At 63.2% G+C, this 19180-nt stretch carries 18 protein-coding genes; 11 read left to right on the top strand and 7 right to left on the bottom strand.

Annotation, left to right across the window (positions count from 1 at the left end; all coding sequences use genetic code 11):
- Positions 1-110 precede the first annotated feature (110 nt).
- A complete protein-coding gene (locus AC27VQ_RS02165) occupies positions 111-1004 on the top strand; it encodes a DMT family transporter (RefSeq protein WP_488715014.1) in 894 nt (297 codons plus the stop codon).
- Positions 1005-1120: 116 nt separating this feature from the next.
- Positions 1121-3076, top strand: a complete 1956-nt coding sequence (locus AC27VQ_RS02160) for a methyl-accepting chemotaxis protein (protein ID WP_488715013.1) — start codon at positions 1121-1123, stop codon at positions 3074-3076.
- A 52-nt stretch (positions 3077-3128) separates the two neighbouring features.
- Here the strand turns inward: AC27VQ_RS02160 and AC27VQ_RS02155 are convergent, their stop codons facing one another.
- Positions 3129-4136 carry a magnesium and cobalt transport protein CorA gene (locus AC27VQ_RS02155; RefSeq protein WP_488715012.1) on the bottom strand — a complete coding sequence of 336 codons (1008 nt, stop codon included), beginning with the start codon at positions 4134-4136 and terminating at the stop codon, positions 3129-3131.
- A 336-nt stretch (positions 4137-4472) separates the two neighbouring features.
- Here AC27VQ_RS02155 and AC27VQ_RS02150 point away from each other — a divergent pair, with 336 nt between their 5' ends.
- From AC27VQ_RS02150 to AC27VQ_RS02140, 3 genes are all read left to right on the top strand, one after another.
- Positions 4473-5513: a glutamine synthetase beta-grasp domain-containing protein gene (locus AC27VQ_RS02150; protein ID WP_488715011.1), complete on the top strand. Its 1041-nt coding sequence runs from the start codon at positions 4473-4475 to the stop codon at positions 5511-5513.
- 189 nt (positions 5514-5702) lie between these two features.
- Positions 5703-6614 carry a glutathione-dependent disulfide-bond oxidoreductase gene (gene yghU / locus AC27VQ_RS02145; RefSeq protein ID WP_488715010.1) on the top strand — a complete coding sequence of 304 codons (912 nt, stop codon included), beginning with the start codon at positions 5703-5705 and terminating at the stop codon, positions 6612-6614.
- A gap of 4 nt (positions 6615-6618) precedes the next feature.
- Positions 6619-7002, top strand: coding sequence for a hypothetical protein (locus AC27VQ_RS02140; protein ID WP_313528677.1), 384 nt, complete (start codon positions 6619-6621; stop codon positions 7000-7002).
- A gap of 7 nt (positions 7003-7009) precedes the next feature.
- On the opposite strand, the gene AC27VQ_RS02135 is transcribed toward AC27VQ_RS02140, so the two are convergent.
- The 6 genes from AC27VQ_RS02135 to cyoA all read right to left on the bottom strand — a co-directional run bounded on the left by AC27VQ_RS02135 (position 7010) and on the right by cyoA (position 12299).
- On the bottom strand, positions 7010-7306 hold the full coding sequence (locus AC27VQ_RS02135) for an antibiotic biosynthesis monooxygenase family protein (protein ID WP_488715009.1): 297 nt from the start codon (positions 7304-7306) through the stop codon (positions 7010-7012).
- Positions 7307-7380: 74 nt separating this feature from the next.
- On the bottom strand, positions 7381-8115 hold the full coding sequence (locus AC27VQ_RS02130) for an SURF1 family protein (protein ID WP_488715008.1): 735 nt from the start codon (positions 8113-8115) through the stop codon (positions 7381-7383).
- Positions 8116-8122: 7 nt separating this feature from the next.
- Positions 8123-8506 (bottom strand): cytochrome o ubiquinol oxidase subunit IV, encoded by a 384-nt coding sequence (cyoD, locus tag AC27VQ_RS02125; protein ID WP_313528683.1) that lies wholly within the window; start codon positions 8504-8506, stop codon positions 8123-8125.
- A complete protein-coding gene (gene cyoC, locus AC27VQ_RS02120; protein WP_488715007.1) occupies positions 8503-9126 on the bottom strand; it encodes a cytochrome o ubiquinol oxidase subunit III in 624 nt (207 codons plus the stop codon). Before cyoC ends, cyoD begins: the two co-directional genes overlap by 4 nt.
- A 4-nt stretch (positions 9127-9130) precedes the next feature.
- Positions 9131-11134: a cytochrome o ubiquinol oxidase subunit I gene (gene cyoB / locus AC27VQ_RS02115; RefSeq protein ID WP_488715006.1), complete on the bottom strand. Its 2004-nt coding sequence runs from the start codon at positions 11132-11134 to the stop codon at positions 9131-9133.
- A gap of 58 nt (positions 11135-11192) precedes the next feature.
- Complete coding sequence (gene cyoA, locus AC27VQ_RS02110; protein ID WP_488715005.1) at positions 11193-12299, bottom strand: ubiquinol oxidase subunit II; 1107 nt, start codon at positions 12297-12299, stop codon at positions 11193-11195.
- Positions 12300-12573: 274 nt separating this feature from the next.
- Between cyoA and AC27VQ_RS02105 the strand changes: the two genes are divergently transcribed.
- From AC27VQ_RS02105 to AC27VQ_RS02080, 6 genes are all read left to right on the top strand, one after another.
- Positions 12574-13899, top strand: coding sequence for an MFS transporter (locus tag AC27VQ_RS02105; protein WP_421592674.1), 1326 nt, complete (start codon positions 12574-12576; stop codon positions 13897-13899).
- 169 nt (positions 13900-14068) lie between these two features.
- Positions 14069-14959, top strand: a complete 891-nt coding sequence (locus AC27VQ_RS02100; RefSeq protein ID WP_488715004.1) for a DMT family transporter — start codon at positions 14069-14071, stop codon at positions 14957-14959.
- A gap of 201 nt (positions 14960-15160) precedes the next feature.
- Positions 15161-15679 (top strand): flavin reductase family protein, encoded by a 519-nt coding sequence (locus tag AC27VQ_RS02095; protein WP_488715003.1) that lies wholly within the window; start codon positions 15161-15163, stop codon positions 15677-15679.
- A 22-nt stretch (positions 15680-15701) separates the two neighbouring features.
- A complete protein-coding gene (locus AC27VQ_RS02090; protein WP_488715002.1) occupies positions 15702-17189 on the top strand; it encodes a 4-hydroxyphenylacetate 3-hydroxylase family protein in 1488 nt (495 codons plus the stop codon).
- Positions 17190-17314: 125 nt separating this feature from the next.
- Complete coding sequence (locus AC27VQ_RS02085; RefSeq protein ID WP_488715001.1) at positions 17315-17803, top strand: DUF4437 domain-containing protein; 489 nt, start codon at positions 17315-17317, stop codon at positions 17801-17803.
- 27 nt (positions 17804-17830) lie between these two features.
- Positions 17831-19177: an amidase gene (locus tag AC27VQ_RS02080; RefSeq protein ID WP_488715000.1), complete on the top strand. Its 1347-nt coding sequence runs from the start codon at positions 17831-17833 to the stop codon at positions 19175-19177.
- Positions 19178-19180 lie beyond the last annotated feature (3 nt).

The following is a 19180-nucleotide window of genomic DNA, read 5'->3' as shown; positions in this document are numbered from 1 at the left end:
AGAAAGCCTGTTGATCCCTTGCAATGCGTCTGGACGGCGTGCCCCTGATCGCGCTTTAACGGAGCGTGCGGAATGCGATTTCCGCCCTTCAGCCTGCCGATCGGACGACAATGCCAGTTCATGAACTTGCCGCGCTCGGCGCCGCGACCTGCTGGGCCCTGACGGGGCTGATTTCGGCGGGACCTGCCGGCCATCTCGGCGCACCGACTTTCAACCGTGTCCGCCAGATTTTCGTGACAGGACTGCTGACGCTCTACGTTCTCGCCACCGGCGCATGGCGCGAACTGGATGCGACGACGGTCGGTCCGTTGCTGCTGTCGGGCTTCATCGGCATCTTCATCGGCGATACCCTGCTTTTCTCGACGCTCAACCGCGTCGGCCCGCGCCGCTCCGGCATCCTCTTCGCGCTGAATGCCCCCATCGCCGCCCTGCTCGGCTGGCTCGTGCTGGGCGAGGCGCTGTCCGTCTCGGCCGTTGCCGGCATCGCGCTGACGGCGGCGGGCGTCTTCCTCGCCATCATCTTCGGCAAGCGCAAGGCGCAGATGCACGAGTGGGAGACGATCAAGGGGCCGCTGTGGATCGGCGTGCTGCTCGGGCTCGGTGCGGCAACCGGCCAGGCCATCGGCTCGATCATCGCGCGGCCCGTCATGGAAACCGGGCTCGACCCGTTCGTCGCCTCGCTGCTGCGCGTCGGCGTCGCGGCCGCCTGTCTCAGCGTCATGGCGCAGCTGCCGATCGCCTCCGTCAAGCCGAAGGGACCGCTGACGCTGAAGGTCCTGGCCATGACGGCGCTGACCGGCTTTACCGCCCTTGCCATCGGCATGACGCTGCTGCTTTTCGCGCTTTCGGGCGGCAAGGTCGGCATCGTCTCGACGCTCTCAGCAACCTCCCCCGCCATCATCCTTCCCATGCTGTGGCTGCGGACGGGAGAACGGCCGGCGGCCGGCGCCTGGGCGGGGGCCGCTCTCGTCATTCTCGGCATGGGTCTGATCTTTATTCGCTAATGCTTATTCATGCCCCTTGCGAAAAACTGCTGTACCGAATGATGGATAAAATTTTAAGCGAAATCTAACGGTCGAGGCCTACGACTGGACCAGTTTCTCCAGCTTAGGCAGCCGCCATGCGCAATATCCCCATCATCGGTAAGTTCCTCGTCATCCTCTGCGCTTTCGGCCTCTTCGTCGCCGGCGTGACCGCCTACAGCACCTCGCGCATCTCCTTCATCGATACGTCCTATTCCACGCTTCTGGACGAAGAATCGACCGCGACCCTGATGCTGGCGCGGGCAAGCCGCAGCCTCGTCTCGATCCGATCCGCCATCGCCGACATCCTGATTGCGCGCACGCCCGAGGCAAAGGAAGCGGCCGTTGCGGACATGAAGCTCAGCGAGGGCTTCTTCTCCAAGCAGATGGATGCGGCCAGTGCCGCCGCGCCCGCAAACGAGCGGATAAAGTCCATCAAGACGGCAGCGCTCGACGCGTTGAACAGCCAGTGCAGCGCGCTGATCGCCGCGGCCAGCGCGGCGCTGGACGACGCTGCGGTGACCAGCACCCAGGGTGATTTCGCCGCGACCTGCAAACCCGCCTTCGCCACCGTGATCAACGATATCACCGATGAGATCGGCAAGATCACCACTGTCGGCGAAGCGCGCCACGAAGCCCTCGTCGAGGCCACGCGGACCACCATTCTGACGACGATCCTCGCGGTCGTCATCGGCCTGGCCGTCATCCTCGTCGCCGGCTTCTTCGCCGTGCGTGCCTGGATCGCCCGCCCGTTGAACATTCTTTCCGGCACGATGACGACGCTCGCCAGCGGTGACCTCGATGTGGCGATCGCCGAGACCGAGCGCCGCGACGAAGTGGGCGGCATGGCGCGAGCCGTGCAGGTCTTCAAGGAAAACGGCCTGCGCACCCGCGCGCTCGAAGCCTCCTCCGAGGCCCAGCGCACCGCAACCGAAGCCGAGCGTGAACGCAGCGCCGAAGTCGACCGGGTGCGCGCCGCCGCCATGGCCGAGGCGACCGAAGGCCTTGCCGGCGGTCTGAAGCGCATGGCCGACGGCGATCTCGCCTGCGAGCTGACGCAATCCTTCGCCCCGGAATTCGAGACCCTTCGCCAGGATTTCAACGCCGCCGTCGGGCAATTGCGCAGCACGCTGCAATCCGTCTCCGAAACCACCGGCGCCATCGACAGCGGCTCGCGCGAACTGAGCCAGGCCGCCAACGACCTGTCGCGCCGCACCGAACAGCAGGCCGCGGCCCTCGAAGAGACCGCCGCCGCCCTCGACGAGATCACCGCCAACGTCTCCAACTCCTCCAAGCGCGCTGAAGAGGCCCGCGCCAAGGCATCGGAAGCCACCGGTTCGGCCAACCTGTCCACCAAGGTCGTCTCCGATGCCGTCTCGGCCATGCAGCGCATCGAGGAATCCTCGCGCCAGATCTCCAACATTATCGGCGTGATCGACGAGATCGCCTTCCAGACCAACCTGCTCGCGCTGAATGCCGGCGTCGAAGCGGCCCGCGCCGGTGAGGCCGGCAAGGGTTTTGCGGTCGTCGCGCAGGAAGTGCGTGAACTCGCCCAGCGCTCGGCGCAAGCGGCGAAGGAAATCAAGGAGTTGATCCGCCATTCGGCCACGGAAGTGGAAGGCGGCGTTCGTCTGGTCACGGAAACCGGCGAGGCGCTGAAGATCATCGGCCAGCATGTCAACGACATCAACGGCCAGCTGAACGCCATCGCGACATCCGCCCGCGAGCAGTCGATCGGCCTTGCCGAGGTCAATGCCGCCGTCAACCAGATGGACCAGACGACGCAGCAGAATGCCGCCATGGTGGAGCAGTCGACCGCGGCCAGCGCGTCGCTCGCCACCGAAGCCGAGCGGCTGCGCCAGCTCGTCGGCCAGTTCCAGGTCGGCGGAACGTCGAGCCGTGCTGTGGCGCCGGCAAGAGCACCGGTCGTCGCGGCCAACACCGCCTCGCGCGCCGTCGCTTCGCCGGCCCGCCGCATGGTCGGCAAGATCGCCAGCGCCTTCGGCGGCGGGGCGGCCGCGCCTGCGGCACAAGCCGGATGGGACGAATTCTAAGCGGAAATCGCAGTCTCGCCGAGGCCCATTGCCTCGGCGAGATGCATCGTTCCTACAGCCATCCGTTCTTGCGGAACCGCCAGTATAGGAAGCTGCAAGTCGCCACGATGGCGGTGAGCACCATCGGGTACCCGTACTCCATCCTGAGTTCCGGCATGTCGGAAAAGTTCATGCCGTAGATGCCGGCGAGCGCCGTCGGCACGGCAAGGATCGCCGCCCAGGAAGCCAGCTTCTTGGAAATCGCCGTTTCCTGGCTCTGCCCGACCAGCAGGCTCGCCTCGAAGGCGAAGGCCAGCACTTCGCGCAGGCTGTCGATTTTTTCCTGCACCGTGCGGATATGGTCGGTCACATCGCGAAACAGCGGATGCATGGCTGCCTGAATTTGCGGTAGATCGGAACTCGTCAGCCGCCGGCAGACCTCCACCAGCGGCAGCGCGGCGTTGCGCAGGCGCAGGAGATCGCGCCGCATCATGTAGAGCCGCTCGATTTCCGGCCCGGTCATCGGTTTGAGCAGCACCTTGTCCTCGATCTCCTCGACCTCGTATTCGAGCTGCTCCAGCACCGGCATGTAGTTGTCGACGATGAAATCGAGGATGGCGTAAAGCACGAAATCCTCGCCCTTCGCCAGGGAATGCGGGCAGGTTTCCCAGTGCTGGCGGACGGTGGCATAGGAGGTCGAGGGGCCATGCCGCACGCTGACGATATAGCCCTTGCCGACGAAGAGATGCGTTTCGCCGAACGTGACGCGACGGTCGATCAGCTGCGCGGTGCGTGCTACGATGAACAGCGCATCGCCGTATTGCTCGAGCTTGGGGCGCTGATGCGGGTGTTCGGCATCTTCGATGGCGAGATCGTGCAGGTGGAACTGCGCCTGCACGCGCAAAAGAAGCTCGCGGCTCGGCTCCAGAAGCCCGATCCAGACCACATGGCCTTCCTTTCCCGCCCAGGCGCCGGCCTCCTCGATGGGAATATCCGCAATGCGCCGCCCGGCCATATAGACGCTGGAAGCAACGATGCCCTCTTCCGCAGAGACGGGCGCGAATGTGCGCACATGATCCATCATCCCCTCCGTCCGGCCGATCGTCCTGATGTGAAGGACGTCGCCGACCGCTAATTTAGCGTAGATTCGCAAATGCTTCGAGGAAAAGCTTGCTCTTTGCCAAGCGAGAAATGGCTCTGCCTCCTACCTTGCACCGTACCGCCTAATTTTTAGGCATGCCGCCTCTTCCTTGCGCGAAGCCGCGGCGCGCAAGGTGCACGAGGTCGCGATAATGCAAAAAAATCCGCGGATTTCGATGCCGATTTCAATCTGGCACGGCGCATGCATTCGATAGATCGGTGACTGCCGACAGGATGTCCGGTGGTCTTGGAACCAAGCGTCACGTGAGAGAACGAAATGACCAAGTTTAAGCTCGAATACATCTGGCTCGACGGCTGCAAGCCCACCCCGAACCTGCGCGGCAAGACCCTCATCAAGGAATTCGATGCTTTCCCGACGCTCGACCAGCTCCCGAACTGGGGCTTCGACGGCTCCTCGACCCAGCAGGCCGAAGGCTCCAGCTCCGACTGCGTACTGAAGCCGGTCGCTTCCTATCCGGACCCGGAGCGCAAGAACGGCGTTCTCGTGCTCTGCGAAATCATGATGCCCGACGCCAAGACGCCGCATCCGTCCAACACCCGCGCCGAAATCCTCGATGACGAGGGCGCCTGGTTCGGCTTCGAGCAGGAATATTTCTTCTACCAGAACGGCCGCCCGCTCGGCTTCCCGGATGCCGGCTTCCCGGCTCCGCAGGGCCCGTATTATTGCGGCGTCGGCTTCAGCAATGTCGGCGCCGTCGCTCGCAAGATCGTCGAAGAGCACCTCGACATCTGCCTGGCTGCCGGCATCAACCATGAAGGCATCAACGCCGAAGTCGCCAAGGGCCAGTGGGAATTCCAGGTGTTCGGCAAGGGCTCGCGCAAGGCCGCCGACGAAATCTGGCTCGCCCGCTACCTGCTGCAGCGTCTGACGGAAAAGTACGGCATCGACGTCGAATACCACTGCAAGCCGCTCGGCGACACTGACTGGAACGGCTCGGGCATGCATGCCAACTTCTCAACCGAATATATGCGCGAAGTCGGCGGCAAGGCCTATTTCGAAGACCTGATGGATGCGTTCGCCGAAGCCCGCGCCGACCACATCGCCGTCTACGGCCCGGACAACCACATGCGCCTGACCGGCAAGCACGAGACCGCCTCGATCCACCAGTTCAGCTACGGCGTGGCTGACCGCGGCGCCTCGATCCGCGTCCCGCACAGCTTCGTCAACAACGACTACAAGGGCTATCTGGAAGACCGCCGCCCGAACTCGCAGGGCGACCCCTACCAGATCGCTTCGCAGATCCTGAAGACGATCGCCACGGTCCCGACCGACGTCGAAAACCGTCAGGCCGCCTGATATTTCTCACGGCAAGCCGACAACGAACGCCCCGCCTCTTGCGGGGCGTTTTTCGTTTCTTGCGGGGGATACGAAAAACACCTCTTGAAAGCGGGCGCAGGAGGGGTGAGTAAAGCCGATAGCATTCCTATATGGAGGCGTGCCAATTCCGGCAGATCGATTTCCTCCCGTGAAACAAGGTTGAATTTCATGACCGAAAAATCACCCAGCGACAATTTCCCCGCCGGCTACCAGCCGCCCAAGGTCTGGGAATGGGAACAGGGCAATGGCGGCGCCTTCGCCAATATCAACCGCCCGACCGCCGGCCCGACTCAGGACAAGGACCTGCCGGTCGGCAAACATCCGCTGCAACTCTATTCGCTGGCCACGCCGAACGGCGTGAAGGTCGGCATCATGCTGGAGGAGCTTCTCGCCGCCGGCCACACGGACGCGGAATATGACGCCTGGCCGATCCGCATCGGCAATGGCGACCAGTTCGGCTCCGGCTTCGTCGATGTCAATCCGAACTCCAAGATCCCGGCGCTGATGGATCATGCGCCGAAGGGCGGCGGCGCGCCGGTGCGCGTCTTCGAATCCGCCTCGATCCTGCTTTATCTCGCCGAAAAATACGGCGCCTTCCTGCCGAGCGATCTGCGCGCCCGCACGGAAACCTTCAACTGGCTGTTCTGGCAGACGGGCTCCGCGCCCTTCCTCGGCGGCGGCTTCGGCCATTTCTACGCCTATGCGCCGATCCACATCAAATACGCCATCGACCGCTATGCCATGGAAGTGAAGCGCCAGCTCGACGTGCTCGACCGCCATCTCGCCGATAATCAATATGTGGCCGGCACCGACTACACGATCGCCGACATGGCGATCTGGCCGTGGTATGGTGCCCTCGCACTCGGGCAGGCTTACGGCGATGCCGGCACCTTCCTCGATGTGCAGAGCTACAAGAACGTCCAGCGCTGGACGGCCGAGATCGCCGCACGCCCCGCCGTCAAGCGCGGCCGCATGGTCAACAAGCTGACCGGCGATCCGTCCGAACAGCTGCATGAACGCCACGACGCCTCCGACTTCGACACGAAGACGCAGGATAAGATCGGCCAGAACGGGACCTGAGGAAATGGGAAAAGCGACCCTGCCCGACATGATCAAACACCGCGGCTTTCCCTCGGGCATGCCGGGAACCGGTGTCCAGTTCACAATCCGCCGCGCCAATCCGCGCGGGGTGACGCCCGTCAAGGCGCTGCCCCGCAAGGCGCGCGCGGGAACGGCCGAATACCGTATCGACGCCGCCTTCATGCATGCGCTCTGGCATCATTTCGGCGCCGAGCCCTTCGAGCGCGGCAATCTCGATGCCGCACGCCTCAGCCTGCTCTTCGGGCGAGAAGTCGTGGCGGCGGACAACGACTTCGATCCGCTGTCCTACGAGGCGATGCTCCAGATCAACGAGCGTGTCGCCCGCCAGAGCTTTCCGGAATCCTTCGAGAACTTTTTCGAGATTTGACGGCGCGCTACTTCAGCGCAAGAACCACCGACCCGGCAACCGGGTCGGTTACGCCGAGCCCGCCGCCCAAGTCCTCCAGGGTCGCGCGAAAACTGTCGAGCGTGGCAATCATCTGCGGCCGGCATCCCGCCAGCGCATCCATGCTGTCCCACTCGGCGACGATGCAGTAACGCCCCTCGCCCGACTGGATGATATTGGCATGACGCAGGCCCGGCCAGTCGGCGACGACATTGCTATGGGCATCGAGGAAGGTCGCCTCCATGCCCGGCGTGACTTTGAAACGCACGACATTGAATGCGGTCATGGCAGCCTCCGGTACGGATGAAACCGTGTTGTCCCCAAGCCGCCAGATTACCATGCCACAAGAATGAGAGAAAGCTAAAATGCCCGCCGCCGGAGCACGAGATAGACGGCGCCCGCGCTCATGATCGCCAGGGCATACCAGGTCAGCGCATAGACCAAGTGGCTGTTGCGGAAGGTCACGACCGTCAGCCCACCGATGGGAAGACCGCCCATATTGGGTGTCGCATCCGCATCGATGAAATAGGGCTCGACGTTCGTCAGTCCCTTCGCCGCTGCGATGGCCGCCACATCCCGGGAGAACCAGCGATCATTTGCCCGGTCGTTCGCGCGCAGGAAGGCGCCGCCGGGTTCGCTCAGGCGCAAGAGCCCCGTCACGGAGACCGGCCCGGCGGCCAGTTCACTGGCGAGACGCGCCTCGGGAGACCGCTTGTCCGTGGGAACGAAGCCGCGGTTGACGAGAACGGTCGATCCGTCGGCCTGCCGCAGCGGCGTCACCACCCAGAAGCCGGCCCCGCGTTCCGTGACGGCCTGCACCAGCACCGATTTTGCGTGATCGAAAAGACCGGTTGCGGTGACGCGGCGGTATTCGTCCTCCGCCGGATCGATCGTACCCGAAGGCGCCGGCACCGGATCGGCATGGATGCGTGTCTCGACGCGGGAAATGAGGTCGAGCTTCCAGAACAGGCGCTGCACCTGCCAGCTGCCAAGCGCGACGAAGATCACAACAAGGCAGAGCAGGAAGACCGTCAGGGCCAACCGGGTGCGGGAGGACGGTTTGCCCTCCCGGTCCGACACTTGATCCGCGCTCATCGCCACGTCAGGGCATGTTCTTCATCATCTCGTGGGTCATCGGCATCATGTTGGCATTGAGGTGATGCATGACCCAGAGCGAGCCAGCGAGCGCGATGCCGACGATGATGAGCGTGAAGATCAGCGCCATCATGGTCCAGCCGCCCTCCGAGCGGGTATTCATGTGCAGGAAATAGACCATGTGCACGACGATCTGCACGACCCCGATGCCCATAACGAGGACCGCGGTGAAGAGCTTGCTGTCGAGCACGTCGCCCATGACCAGCCAGAACGGGATGGCCGTCAGGATGATCGAGAGCACGAAGCCGATCATGTAGCCCTTGAACGAGCCATGGCTGGCACCGTCATGGTGATCGTGATGGGCGTGGTCGTGAGTTGGGTTCGCGCTCATCCGAGGACTCCGAGCAGATAGACGAAGGAGAAGACGCCGATCCAGATGACGTCGAGGAAGTGCCAGAACATCGACAGGCACATCAGACGGCGGCGGTTTTCAGGCGTCAGGCCGCGCTTCTTGACCTGCACCATCAGCGTGATCAGCCAGATCGTGCCGAAGGTAACGTGCAGGCCGTGCGTGCCGACCAGCGTGAAGAAGGACGACAGGAAGGCCGAACGGGTCGGGCCGGCGCCTTCGAGGATCAGGTGGTAGAACTCGTAGAGTTCCAGCCCGAGGAAGGCCGCGCCGAACACGCCGGTGATGCCAAGCCAGACCAGCGTCTCCATCTTGGCGTTGCGCTCCATCTGGAGCATCGCGAAGCCATAGGTGATGGAGGACAGAAGCAGCATCGCCGTGTTGATGGCGACGAGGTTGAGGTCGAAGAGATCGGCCGGTGACGGACCTGCGGCATAGTTGCGGCCGAGCACGCCATGCGTTGCGAAGAGCACGGCGAAGATCAGGCAGTCGCTCATCAGGTAGAGCCAGAAACCCAGCATGGTGCTGTTTTCCGGGTGATGCTCTTCCCTCAGGTAGAAGACCGGCTTTTCGTCGGGATTGTGGACTTGGGTCGCGCTCATGGGCTCAGGTCCGTTCTGCAAGCAGCGTCGTGCGCGCATCTTCCGTCGCCGTCACGGTCTCGGCGGGGATGAAGAAGTCACGATCGTAGTTGAAGGTATGGGCGATCGATACCGCTATGATGGCGATGAAGGAAACGGCCGCGAGCCACCAGATGTACCAGATCAGCGCGAAGGCGAGCACGATGCTGATGCCGGCGAGGATGACGCCCGTGCCGGTGTTCTTCGGCATGTGGATCGGCCGGAAGCCGTCGGTCGGACGCTCGTAGCCGCGGTTCTTCATGTCGTACCAGCCGTCATGGTCATGCACGACGGGCGTGAAGGCGAAATTGTAGTCCGGCGGCGGCGAGGAGGTCGACCATTCCAATGTGCGGCCGTTCCACGGGTCGCCGCTGTCGCAACGCAGCTCATCACGCTTGAGATAGCTGACGACGAGCTGGATGACGAAGGAGGCGATGCCGATGGCGATCAGGCCCGCACCGAAGGCTGCGATGATGAACCAGATCTGCAGGGACGGGTCCTCGAACTGGCTGACGCGGCGGGTGACGCCCATCAGGCCGAGCACATAGAGCGGCATGAAGGCGAAGAAGAAGCCGATCTGCCAGAACCAGAAGCTCATCTTGCCCCAGAAGGGATCGAGCTTGTAGCCGAAGGCCTTCGGGAACCAGTAGACGACGCCCGCCATCAGGCCGAACAGCACACCGCCGATGATAACATTGTGGAAGTGGGCGATGAGGAACAGCGAGTTGTGCAGCACGAAATCGGCCGGCGGGATCGCGAGCATCACGCCCGTCATGCCGCCGATGACGAAAGTCACCATGAAGCCGATCGTCCAGAGCATCGGCACCTCGTAGCGGATACGGCCGCGATACATGGTGAAGAGCCAGTTGAACATCTTCGCGCCCGTCGGGATCGAGATGATCATCGTGGTGATGCCGAAGAAGGCGTTGACCGAAGCGCCCGAGCCCATCGTGAAGAAGTGGTGCAGCCACACGAGATAGGAGAGGATCATGATCACGCAGGTGGCGTAGACCATCGAGGCATAGCCGAAGAGGCGCTTGCCGCAGAAGGTCGCGACAACCTCGGAGAAGATACCGAAGGCCGGCAGGACGAGGATATAGACTTCCGGATGGCCCCAGATCCAGATGAGGTTGATATACATCATCGGGTTGCCACCAAGGTCATTGGTGAAGAAGTTCGTGCCGACATAACGGTCGAGCGACAGCAGCGCCAGCGTGGCCGTCAGGATCGGGAAGGTCGCGACGATCAGGATGTTCGTGCAGAGCGACGTCCAGGTGAAGATCGGCATCTTCATGAAGGTCATGCCCGGCGCACGCATCTTCACGATGGTCGCGATCAGGTTGATGCCCGACAAGGTCGTGCCGACACCGGCGACCTGAAGGCCCCAGATATAATAGTCGACGCCGACGCCGGGACTGTAGTCCGCGCCCGAAAGCGGCGGATAGGCCAGCCAGCCGGTGCGCGCGAATTCGCCGACGAACAGCGACATCATGATGATGATCGCGCCGGCCGTCGTCATCCAGAAGGAGAAGTTGTTGAGGAAGGGGAAGGAGACATCGCGCGCGCCGATCTGCAACGGCACGACATAGTTCATGAAGCCGGTGACGAAGGGCATCGCCACGAAGAAGATCATGATCACGCCATGCGCCGTGAAGATCTGGTCGTAGTGATGCGGATTGAGGTAGCCCTCGTTGCCATTGAAGGCGATCGCCTGCTGGATGCGCATCATGATCGCATCTGCAAAGCCGCGCAGCAGCATGATGATGGCGAGAATGATGTACATGATGCCGATCTTCTTGTGATCGACGCTCGTGAACCATTCGTTCCAGAGGTAGCCCCAGAGCTTGAACTTCGTGATGAGCGCCAGAACGGCGAGGCCGCCGATGGCCACGGCCGCGAAGGTCACGACGAGGATGGGTTCGTGATAGGGGATCGCTTCAAGGGAAAGCCGACCGAAGAGGAATTTCGTGAGGCTGATGTCACCGAACATGGGATCGTCCAATAGCTTATCGAGTGCGCATCCGCGTCAAGCGCGGGTGCCATGAAATCTAGTGCGACTGGTGCGCGTCGTGGCTCATCATGGCCGGCTCCTCCTGCCGCTCGTCGATGCCTTCGGCGGGCTCTTCGCTGCGCGCGGCATTGCCGGTTTCCGGGAAGGTGGCGGCAGGCGCCTCTTCCGCGGTGTGCCGGTTGTCGTGCTCCAGCTTGGCCTTGTTCTCGTGGCTCTCCTTGCCGGCACCGCCCATCATGTCGATATGCATCATGTCCTTCATGCACATCTGACCCTCGCGGGCGCACATGTTGAGCACGGCTTCGTAAAGCCCGTTCTCAACGGTCGCGTAGTAGCGCACCGGCTCCTTGGTGCTCGGCTTTTCAAGCTTCAGATAGGCGTCGCGGTTGAGCGCGGTACCGTTCTGCTTCACGCGGGCGACCCAGGCATCGAAACCGGCCTGATCCACGCCATGGAACTTGAAGCGCATATGCGAAAAACCGTCGCCGCTGTAGTTGGACGACAGGCCCTCATACTCGCCGGCCTTGTTGATGACGGCGTGCAGCTTCGTCTCCATGCCGGGCATGGTGTAGATCATGCCGGCAAGGGCGGGAACGTAGAAGGCATTCATCACCGAGGAGGCGGTGAGCTTGAAATTGATCGGCACGTCGACGGGCGCCGCCATCTCGTTGACGGTGGCGATGCCGTAGTCCGGATAGAAGAACAGCCACTTCCAGTCGAGCGCCACGACCTCCACGGTGATCGGTTTCACCGCTTCGGTAACGGGCCGGGCCGCATCGATCCGGTCGAGCGGGCGATAGGGATCGAGCTTGTGCGTGCTCACCCAGGTGATGGCGCCGAGCGCGATGATGATGGCGAGTGGCGCCGACCAGATGATCACTTCGAGGCCGGTCGAATGGTGCCATTCGGGATCATACTTTGCCGCCGTATTCGACTGGCGGTAGCGCCAGGCGAAGAACAACGTCAGGAAAAGCACGGGCACGATGATGACAAGCATCAGGATCGTCGAGATGACGATGAGGTCTCTTTGCTGCGCCGCAATATCGCCCGAGGGCGACATAACGACCAAATTGCACCCCGAAAGGGTGGCCATCATCAGGGCAAAAACGGTGAATCTTCGGGCTAAACTGAATTGCTTCGGCATTTCGGCCTCAACTTGCGTTCTGTCTAGTCGGCAATAGTCGTGTATGGCCACGGTTGGAAATGAGGTCCATCGTCGCAGCGCAGCATTCTGTCGCAGGAGGTTAGTCAATCAGGGACTATCTGTCGATGCGCGTTTGTACTAGCGCATTAGAAATGCCCGTTATCAATTCCGGCACCTGAAGGACAATGTGCTCCGGTTCGCGATCTGTCCTTGATATCGGACGCCGATTGATCAACATTCTAACCACATGACGCAAATCCGCGCGGAGGAGTTCATGAGTTCGGCCACCCAACATCCCACATCATCCGGCCTGGAACGGGATGCGCGTCGCATGCATCACGACGACAAGCCATTGTCGCCGGGCAGTGTCGCCATCGGCGTGGTCATCGGCCGCACTTCCGAATTCTTCGATTTCTTCGTCTACGGCCTCGGCTCCATCCTGGTCTTCCCGAAGCTGATCTTCCCCTTTGCGTCGAGCGCGGTCGCGGCGACCCTGATGTCGTTTGCGCTGTTCCCGCTGGCTTTCCTTGCGCGTCCGGTCGGCTCCTTCGTCTTCATGTGGATCGACCGGAACTACGGGCGCGGCACCAAGCTGACCGCAGCGCTCTTCATCCTCGGCGGCTCCACCGCCTCGATCGCCTTCCTGCCCGGCTATGACACGATCGGCTACTGGGCCGTTGCGCTGCTCGCACTCTTCCGGCTCGGACAGGGCTTTGCGCTTGGCGGCGCCTGGGACGGGCTGGCCTCGCTGCTCAATCTCAGTGCACCGGAGAACCGCCGCGGCTGGTATGCAATGATCCCGCAGCTCGGCGCGCCCTTCGGCTTTGCGCTGGCCAGCATCCTCTTCGCCTATTTCGTCACGAATCTTTCCGAGGCAGATTTCCTCGCCTGGGGCTGGCGCTATCCGTTCTTCGTTGCCTTCGCGATCAACGTCGTGGCGCTCTTCGCACGCCTGCGCATCGTCGCCAGCAAGGAATTCGGCGCAGCCATGGAAGCGCAGGAGCTTCAGGCCCGGCCGATTTTCGAAATGCTGAGCAAACATGCGATGGACGTCGTGCTCGGCGCTTTCGTGCCGCTCGCCAGCTTCGCCATGTTCCACCTCGTCACGATCTTCCCGCTGTCCTGGGTCACGCTGACGGGCGGCCAGTCGGCCGCGCAGTTCCTCTGGGTGCAGGTGGCGGGTGCGGCGGTCGGCGCGGTCGGCATCGTCCTGTCGGGCGTCATGGCGGACCGGATCGGCCGGCGCAACCAGCTGATGGTCGGCGCGATCCTGATTGCAATCTTCTCCTTCTCCGCGCCCTTCCTGCTCGATGCCGGCGGCAAGGGGCAGGATGCCTATATCCTGATCGGCTTCTTCATCCTCGGCCTGACCTTCGGCCAGTCCTCGGGCGCCGTCTCCTCGCGCTTCACGCAGCAATACCGCTATACGGGAGCGGCCCTGACCTCCGACCTCGCCTGGCTGCTCGGCGCCGGCTTTGCGCCGCTAGTGGCGCTCGGCCTTGCCACCACCTTCGGCATCGTCTTCATCGGCGGCTATCTGATATCGGGCGCCATCTGCACCATCGCGGCGCTGACGCTGACCCGCGCCATCGCCCGGTAAGGGGCGCGGATCGTCAATCCAGCGGCGGGCTATGAAGCCCGCCCCCGCCTGGCCTCCAGACCCGGTGCTTTCGATCAAGACCGGAAAGGCGCGGCCCGAATTCGTTTGGTCGAGCCCCGACCCTTGCTCCGTGCTATCAACGGATCACCGATTCTCAGTTTGTATCGTCATGAGCCCCAAAACCCGCGGTTACCTTTTCGCCTTCCTGGCCATCTGCATTTTTGCCGGCCAGGACGCGATCACCAAATATCTTGGCGATCGTTATCCCGCGCTGTTCATCACGATGATCCGGTTCTGGGCCTTCGCGCTGTTTGTCAGCGGCTTTGCCGCGTCGTCGCCGGGCGGCCTGCGCCAGGCGATCCGGACGCGCCGCCCGTGGCTGCAGATATCCCGGGGCCTCCTGCTCGTCGCCGAAATCGTCCTCATCGTCTTCGCCTATGTGCATGCCGGCCTTGCCATGAGCCAGTCGATCTTCCAGGCGACGCCGCTCATCATCACGATCCTGTCGATCCCACTGCTGGGCGAGGCGGTCGGCTGGCGGCGCGGCACCGCCGTGCTGGTCGGCCTCATCGGCGTGCTCGTGATCATCAATCCCGTCAACGTGCATTTCGACCGGTCGCTGCTCCTGCCGCTCGGGGCCTCCGTGCTCTTCGCGCTCTACAGCATCGCCACACGCGCCGTCAGCCGCGAGGATTCGGCCGTCACCAGCCTGTTCTATGCCGGCACCGCAGGCGCCGTCGCGATCTCGCTTGTCGGCCCGTTCTACTGGACAGAGGTCATTGCCTCCGACTGGTTCGCGCTCGCCGCGCTCTGCATCTGCGGCACCCTCAGCCACTATTTCCTGATCCGCGCCTACGGCCTCCTGCCCGCGGCGGAAATCCAGCCGGTCACCTATTTCCAGCTGGTTCTCAACGTCATCCTCGCCGTTACCCTGTTTAACGAGATCATCACCCTTAACATGGTGATCGGCGCCGCCATCGTCGTCGGCGCAGGCCTCTTCACCATCTGGCGCGAGCATCACCTGGCGAAACGCCCATCCGCCGGAACGCCCTCGGCCTGAAGGCCAATCCGAACCACATCGCCGCTGCACCCGACGTCACGGCGTTTTCCTAAACAGCGAAATCATTCGAGACACCGTCGTAACGCGCGGCGCATCGATGTGCTCTCCCTTGCCTCGCCGTGATATTTCACTGCGTTGACAATATATAAAATAGCTTTATAACTTAGCTATCTTGTAAAGCCTTACCGGGGAGGACGGGCGATGGAGGAGCGGCAGTTCCGCAATGCGCTTGCCGAATATGCGACCGGCGTGACCATCGTCACGGCGCGCACGAAGAGCGGCGAGAAGATCGGCATGACGATGACCTCGTTCAACACGGTCTCGCTCGATCCGCCGCTGGTTCTGTTTTCCGTCGGCCTCAAGGCGCTGAGCCTGCAGGCGCTGCGCGAGGCCGACGCCTATGTGGTCAACATCCTCGCCCGTACGCAAGAAAACCTCTCCAACCAGTTCGCCCGCGCGTCGAGCGACAAATGGGCCGGCGTGCACCACAGCGAGGGCCACAAGGGCGCGCCGCGGCTGACCAACGCCATCGCCCAGTTCGAATGCGAGCCCCATGCCTGCCACGACGGCGGCGACCACCTGATCTTCCTCGGCCGCGTGGTGAATTTCCGCACGTCCGATACGGCGGCCGAGCCGCTGCTGTTCTTCCGCGGCCGCTACCACAGCGTCGCCGGCCCGCGCATCGACGTCGATGCCTGGCCCCTGCCCCTGCACTACTGAACCCCTCTGGAGGATGGACATTATGAGCAAGCCCGAAATCAAATCCGGCAAGGAGCATCTTGCCAGCCTGCGCGACGGCCGCGAGATCTTCATCAACGGTGCGCGCGTCGACGACGTGACGTCGCACCATGCCTTCCGCAATGTCGCCCGCTCGGTCGAGACGATGTTCGACTTCGCCAAGGCGCCTGAAAACACCGACCTGATGACCTACCTCACCCCGGAGGGCGGCCGTGCCAACCGCATCTGGGAACTGCCGGGCACCTATCAGGATCTCGTCAAGCGCCGCGCCGGCCTCGAAGCCTGGACGGGCCTGCATGGCGGCTTCCTCGGCCGCGCGCCCGATCATGTCGCCTCCTGCCTTGCCGGCATGTATATGGGCCGCAACGTGTTCGAGGACTACAATCCGAAATTCGCCCGCAACCTCGCCGACTATTACAAATATGCCCGCGATAACGACCTTTACCTGACCTATGTCATCATCAACCCGCAGGCCGACCGCTCCAAGAATGCCGCAGAACAGGCCGATCCGTTCCTGACGGCCGGCGTGGTGGACCGCGACGCCGAGGGCATCACGATCCGCGGCGCGAAAATGCTGGCGACCGGCGGTGTCGTCGCCAACGAGGTCTTCGTCACCTGCATCCAACCGCTGAAGGCCGGTGAAGAGAACTACGCCGTCTCCTTCGCCATTCCGATGAATGCCAAGGGCCTGAAGATCCTGTCGCGCAAGTCCTATGAGGCGGCCTCGCCTTCGGTCTTCGACAATCCGCTGGCCAGCCGCTTCGACGAGAACGACGCCGTGCTCTATTTCGACGACGTGAAGGTTCCGTGGGACCGCGTCTTCGTCGATGGCGACGTCGCCATGTGTGCCAAGCAGTTCCATGCGACGCCCGCGCATGTCTATCAGAACTACCAGGCGATGATCCGCCTGTCGGTCAAGCTGCGCTTCCTCGTCGGCATCGCCAAGCGCACCACCGATGTCAACGGCATCTCGCAGTTCCCGCAGGTGCGTGAAATGCTCGGCCAGCTCGCGGCGGAAGCCAGCATGGTGGACGCGCTGGTCGCGGCCATGGAAGCAAAGGGCAAGCAGGTCGGACCGTATTTCGTGCCGGATGCCGGCACGCTCTACAGCGCGCAGGTGCTGACGCAGCAGCTCTATCCCAAGATCCTCAACACGCTGCGTGAGCTGGCCGGCGGCGGCATGATCATGCTGCCCTCCTCGGTCGAGGATTTTGGCAATCCGGAACTGGCGCGCCTTATCGACAAGACGCAGCAGTCGCCCGCCGCCGCCTCGCGTGACCGCGTGAAATTCTACAAGCTCGCCTGGGATGCCGTCGGTTCGGAATTCGGCTCGCGCCATCATCAGTACGAGATGTTCTATGCGGGTGCGACCTTCGTGACGAAGAACCACGCCTTCCGCACCTACGACTGGTCGGCCGCCGACAGCCTGCTGCAGAACATGCTCGATTCCTATTCGCTCGATGACAGCCTGAAGGCCGCCGACGCCGCCTAAGCCAGAAGAAGTGCGCTTTCGCGGATGCAGTGGATCCTCGGGTCAAGCCCGAGGATGACGGAGGAGAGGGCAGAGAGCGGAAGCCAACACCTCTGGCCACACGTCTCGCCAACCTCTCCTCCGTCATGGTCGGGCTTGACCCGACCATCCACAGCCGCAAGCGCCGCCGCCCCCAAAAATGGCCTTCACGCCCTCAGCGTGTCTGCCCATCAAACGCACCACAGGAGGACCCGATGCCGGTCAACAAGCAACACGACGAATTCTACACGCTCGACATGACGACGGGTTGGGAAGTGCCCGCCGGTTATCCGCAGGGCATCAAGCAGAAGATCATCTCCGGCGCGCTGGACGAACAGAACCGCCGCGGCAGCCGCACGCGTCTCCTGAAGTTCGATCCGGGCGTCTTCACCACCAAGCCGTTCGAACACGACTATTGGGAAGAGGTCTATCTCGTCTCCGGCGACCTGACGGTCGGCAGCGACGACCAGGGCAATGGCGGCGAGACGTTTCCGCCGAACACCTATGCCTGCCGCCCGCCGCATGCGCCGCATGGTCCCTTCAAGTCGGAGAAGGGCTGCATGCTGCTCGAAATCCACTATTTTGATCCGGTCTGATTCGGGCATAGGCAGGAGAAAGAAGCAATGCGCGCAACACTGAACGAACTTGCGGCCGATCTGGCGACGGGCAAGGTCACGTCGTCGAAACTGGTCGAGCAGTCCCTGGCGCGCATTGCCGATCCCTTAGGCGAAGGCGCACGCGCCTTCGTCAAGGTCCATGCGGACAAGGCCCGCACTGCGGCACAAGCCGCCGACGCACTGCGCAAGGCGGGCCTCGCCCCCTCGCGCTTCGCCGGCATTCCGATTGCGGTGAAGGATCTGTTCGACCTCGAAGGCGAGCCGACGCCGGCCGGTTCCAAGGTGTTGGCCAAGGCCGCGCCCGCCGAGGCCGATGCGCCCGCCATCGCCCGCCTCAAGGCGGCCGGCTTCATCGTCGTCGGCCGCAACAACATGACCGAATTCGCCTTTTCCGGCGTCGGTATCAATCCGCATTACGGCACGCCCGCCAACCCCTATGACCGCGCCACCGGCCGCATTCCCGGTGGCTCCTCCTCCGGTGCCGCCGTTTCCGTGGCGGACGGCATGGCGGCGGCGGCGATCGGTTCCGATACCGGCGGCTCCTGCCGCATCCCGGCAGCGCTCTGCGGCATCGTCGGCTACAAGCCGACCGCCAGCACCGTGCCGCTCAAGGGCGCGCTTCCCCTCTCCTTCACGCTCGATTCCATCGGCCCGCTCGCCAACAGCGTCGATTGCTGCGCCAGCCTGCACGAAATCCTGAGCGGCACCACGCTTGCCGGCGAAGGCGTCCGTTCCGTCGCGGGCCTGCGCATCGCCGTGCCGCAATCCGTCGTCTTCGACGGCATCGAACCGCAGGTGGCAAAGACCTTCGAAGCCGCAATCAAGCGCCTCGCCGATGCCGGCGCGATCGTGACGGAGATCGCGCTCAAGCAATTCGAAATGGTCGGCCAGATTAACGGCAAGGGCGGCTTCCCGGCCCCCGAGGCCCTCTTCTGGCACCGCGACCTGCTGGAAGAACACGGCGATGACTACGACCAGCGCGTCCGCGCCCGCATCCTGCGCGCCAGGGAGCAGACGGCAGCCGACTATATCGACATGCTGCACCTGCGCCGCGCCTATATCGAGGAAACCAACCGCGCGATCTCGCCCTATGACGCGATCGCCATGCCGACCGTCCCGATGATCGCCCCGTCCATCGCGTCACTCGAAGCCGACAACGACCTCTTCGTGAAGACCAACCTGACGCTACTGCGCAACCCGACGCTCATCAACATGCTCGACGGCTGCGCCATCTCGCTGCCGGCGCATGGCAAGGGCGAGGCCCCGGTGGGTCTGATGCTGGCGGCGGCGGGCGGGCGCGATGCGGCGCTGTTTGCCAATGCACGGGCAGTCGAGGCCGCGTTGCGGCGCTAAGCG

Source organism: Shinella sp. 20P9.1.1, from assembly GCF_057798995.1.
This window is presented reverse-complemented; position numbering and strand designations above follow the sequence as displayed.